The sequence below is a fragment of the Pseudomonas sp. 51_B genome (assembly GCF_017491595.1).
GTDB lineage: Bacteria > Pseudomonadota > Gammaproteobacteria > Pseudomonadales > Pseudomonadaceae > Aquipseudomonas > Aquipseudomonas promysalinigenes.
Genome location: NZ_JAFGYW010000414.1, coordinates 1 through 444, shown reverse-complemented (window position 1 = coordinate 444; position 444 = coordinate 1). Strand labels below are relative to the sequence as shown.

Genomic DNA, 444 nt, shown 5'->3' with positions numbered 1-444 from the left:
ATTGAAGACCGTGCCGACCATGGGCGCCGGCTGGTGCCCACCGGGCATGCTGGGTATCGGTATCGGCGGCACCGCCGAGAAGGCCGCAGTGATGGCCAAGGAAGTGTTGATGGAATCCATCGACATCCACGAGCTGAAGGCCCGTGGTCCGCAGAACCGCATCGAAGAAATGCGTCTGGAACTGTTCGAGAAGGTCAACCAGTTGGGCATCGGTGCCCAGGGCCTCGGTGGCCTGACCACCGTGCTCGACGTGAAGATCATGGACTACCCGACCCACGCCGCATCCTTGCCGGTGTGCATGATCCCGAACTGTGCCGCCACCCGTCACGCGCACTTCGTGCTCGACGGTTCCGGTCCAGCCTCGCTGGAAGCGCCACCGCTGGACGCCTACCCGGAAATCGTCTGGGAAGCCGGCCCGTCGGCCCGTCGCGTCAACCTCGACAC

At 64.6% G+C, this 444-nt stretch carries 1 protein-coding gene; it reads left to right on the top strand.

The window, feature by feature from the left end:
• Positions 1-444, top strand: a 444-nt coding sequence (locus J5M56_RS25500; RefSeq protein ID WP_207938124.1) for a fumarate hydratase, incomplete at both ends; no start/stop codon positions are given.